Source organism: Enterobacter sp. PL1, assembly GCF_945957325.1.
Lineage (GTDB): Bacteria > Pseudomonadota > Gammaproteobacteria > Enterobacterales > Enterobacteriaceae > Enterobacter > Enterobacter roggenkampii.
In genome coordinates this window covers 1-2324 of the sequence record NZ_CAMFKT010000068.1, presented here as the reverse complement: position 1 = coordinate 2324, position 2324 = coordinate 1, and the positions used below count along the sequence as shown (strand labels likewise).

At 51.5% G+C, this 2324-nt stretch carries 4 protein-coding genes and 1 pseudogene; 4 read left to right on the top strand and 1 reads right to left on the bottom strand.

Annotated features, from left to right (window positions below):
* The 3 genes from N6P30_RS24200 to N6P30_RS24190 form a co-directional block, all read left to right on the top strand.
* Positions 1-133, top strand: a 133-nt coding sequence (locus N6P30_RS24200; RefSeq protein WP_001348715.1) for an IS1 family transposase, incomplete at its 5' end; no start/stop codon positions are given.
* Between the two features lie 695 nt (positions 134-828).
* Positions 829-1125, top strand: coding sequence for a protein CcgD (gene ccgD / locus N6P30_RS24195; protein WP_000545925.1), 297 nt, complete (start codon positions 829-831; stop codon positions 1123-1125).
* A gap of 132 nt (positions 1126-1257) precedes the next feature.
* Positions 1258-1548, top strand: coding sequence for a cobalamin biosynthesis protein CbiX (locus N6P30_RS24190; RefSeq protein ID WP_260630002.1), 291 nt, complete (start codon positions 1258-1260; stop codon positions 1546-1548).
* A gap of 197 nt (positions 1549-1745) precedes the next feature.
* Here N6P30_RS24190 and N6P30_RS24185 read toward each other — a convergent pair whose 3' ends face one another.
* On the bottom strand, positions 1746-2114 hold the full coding sequence (locus N6P30_RS24185; protein ID WP_032677090.1) for a hypothetical protein: 369 nt from the start codon (positions 2112-2114) through the stop codon (positions 1746-1748).
* Positions 2115-2251: 137 nt separating this feature from the next.
* On the opposite strand from N6P30_RS24185, the pseudogene N6P30_RS24180 reads away from it, so the two are divergent.
* Positions 2252-2324: pseudogene (locus N6P30_RS24180) on the top strand (hypothetical protein); the annotation flags it as partial.

Sequence of the window (2324 nt, the reverse complement as noted above, 5' to 3'; positions counted from 1 at the left end):
CATTGAGCGACATAACCTGAATCTGAGGCAGCATCTGGCAAGGCTGGGCAGGAAGTCACTGTCGTTCTCAAAATCGGTGGAGCTGCATGACAAGGTCATCGGGCATTATCTGAACATAAAACACTATCAATAAGTTGGAGTCATTACCATGGTGTCACTACGATTTACTGATGTGGTCGAAAATCTTTAAAAGCGAACCCCCGGACGTCACCCCTCCGGGGCCGTTCTGCTGTGCTGCGCATCGAGCCGCTACGCGTCTCGCCCCGCTCACGCGGGCAGCTGCCACTGACGCCTCCGGCCTGCGGCCTCCGCGCTCCGCTTGGCAACCCCTTCCCCTGCTGCCGCTCATTTCCCTTTCAGCCTCCTATCATGATTCGTCTCCTGCATTATCCGTGGATTGTGCAGCTCAGTGGGGCGCTGGCCGTGACGGTGCGGTGTCCCCCGTAACCGGCCGCGCGGCGGCCGCTAACTCGCAGTACGGCGCCGCGACCCGCAGGCGGGCCGCCGTACCCGCGCGCAGGCGCGCGGCGCCCACTGCGCACCCCCGTGGGGGACGTGCGGCAGCTACGTGACGGCGGGCTGGGTTATGGCTTAGCAGGGAGGGGGATTGGCCTGTTGCTCCGGTCAGTCCCGCAGTTTCCGGCGATTTGCGGCCGGTGTCCGGTGGAGTCCGGCGCGGTCGCCTTCCATGCCCTGACGGGCATAAAAACAGGTAAATAAATTCCGTACTTGTATTGACTTTTAAGGCGTAATCACCGATAATTAAATCATCGGGAGGCAATACCGCCACCCGAAAAATTGCCGGTATCGGCGCTTACAGGAGTCGTCATGCACTTTACTAACTTCCTTCAGCGTTACTTCGATATAGAGATTGAACATACCTTTGACCCTACCATTCAGGGCAGCAACGAAACGGGTAAAGACGTCACTAAAATCTGGATCTATGAGAAGGGCGAGGATAGCGAACCGCTGCTTACTCTGACAGAAGCATGGTGGTATACCGAGACAAAAACGGCTGGTAACTGGCTTATCGGCAACGTGTATTCAACGCTTGAGCATGGGCGTGAAATTCATGAAAGCGAATTTCGTAAACTGGTAACAGCTGGCAAGGTGATATCAGCATGAGTAAGGGGAAAAGTTTCACGTTACCCCGGCTCAGGTCAATCTCCTGGACGCGCAAAACCTCTAATTAAATCATCGGGTGGCAATACCGCCGCCCGAACAATCGCCGGTATCGGCAACCATTAAGGAGTTCACATGTATCACTATCTCGTTTTTGTCCCTCTCGCATTAATTATTAGCGCCGCTGCGCTTGCCCTGCCCTGGTTTATCGTTCGTGCGGGATACAGGGATCTGGTGCAGATCACCTGCGCCTGCGTCTCTATTCTGGGCCTGTGTGCGGCGACAGGGGTTTTCAGCTACTTCGATAATAAGCCGCTTGCGTTTCTGTACGGTTGCGGCGCGCTGGCGTGCTTTTTGTACGCGGTAGACTGCGCGATACCGTTGTATATCGGGTCCGCTTGGAAAAAGGAAATTATCCTACGTTAAGCGTTTTAAGCTAACGGGTGATTTCGTTCCATTGAGCGCGAACCCCTGACCGTAAGGGATGTACGAAATGATCCGGCTGTCCGTTAATGGTTTTGCTTACTTTCGGACATGTTGTCTACATGCTGTACGTAATCGTTCGGTTTCGGACGTTTAAGTCACATGCACGTTAACTGTCGGTATTCATCGCCTCACTAGTACTACTCTGCTAGTTCATCATGTTCTTCGAGAGCATATTCAAAATCGGCAACAAGCAAGAAATTTTCTATCCTATAAGCCTGATTTAACTTAATTCGTTGGTATCTTTCGTTCAATAATCGCCATGCTGTTTTCCGTAGTACCATCGGTACGGATTCATCTTTTAAAGTACGCATGAGCACAGAACAGGTTGTCAGAAAAGCAGCGTCCTTACGTTTTCGGTAATACGCATCAGTCGAACAAACCGCAATGATCTCGATTGATTCAGGGTGATGACAGATAGCATTAACCGTAGTTTGTTCATGTATCTGTACCTTGAGTTCAGCCTGAATTTTTGATTGATGATACATAGCCTTGAGATAGCTAAACATGATTTCCCCATCAAACAGTAAGTCGTGTCAATTCCTAGAGTTAACACATTTCTGATCATGACTCACACGTTACGTTCAGTCGGTAGCCATCTGTGCAAAAAATGCGCTTAGCGTAGGATAATTTCCTTTTTCCAAGCGGACCCCTGTTTCATGGAGAGGAGCAATTTGTCTCAGCCGATGCCGGCTACCAAGGAGCGCCACAGCGCGAGG

Coding starts and splice junctions, on each gene's coding strand:
- ccgD (WP_000545925.1), top strand. CDS start 829: ATGCACTTTACTAACTTCCTTCAGCGTTACTTCGATATAGAGATTGAA.
- N6P30_RS24190 (WP_260630002.1), top strand. CDS start 1,258: ATGTATCACTATCTCGTTTTTGTCCCTCTCGCATTAATTATTAGCGCC.
- N6P30_RS24185 (WP_032677090.1), bottom strand. CDS start 2,114: ATGTTTAGCTATCTCAAGGCTATGTATCATCAATCAAAAATTCAGGCT.